1 pseudogene is annotated in these 393 nt (G+C 59.5%); it reads right to left on the reverse strand.

Features of this window, described 5'->3' with window-relative positions:
* Positions 1–40: 40 nt before the first annotated feature.
* A pseudogene (gene araG / locus AC1DLB_RS32295) lies at positions 41–393 on the reverse strand (L-arabinose ABC transporter ATP-binding protein AraG); the annotation flags it as partial.

The raw sequence follows: 393 nt of genomic DNA on the forward strand, positions 1-393 counted from the left end.
GGGTTGGCAGAGCGTTGTTTTGGATGGTCATAGTCACCTCTCAGTTCGCCACGTCGGCAGCGCGTTGGCGTGGCAAAGCCAGTTGCAGCAGGTTGGATTCATTGGCGTGTTCGCGGGTCAGTTCGCCGCGCATCGTGCCTTCGCAGAGCACCAGGATGCGGTCGGAAATACCCATGACTTCCATCAGGTCGCTGGACACCACAATCACCGCAATACCGCTGGCGGCCAGGTTGTGGATGATCTGGTAGATCTCGGCTTTGGCGCCGATGTCGATGCCGCGTGTAGGCTCATCGAGCAGCAGGACTTTCATCGGCATCGACAGCCAGCGACCGAGAATCGCCTTCTGCTGATTGCCGCCGGACAGGTACATGATTTTCTGCGCCGCGTTGGGCG

It is taken from the genome of Pseudomonas sp. 05N434, assembly GCF_056396965.1.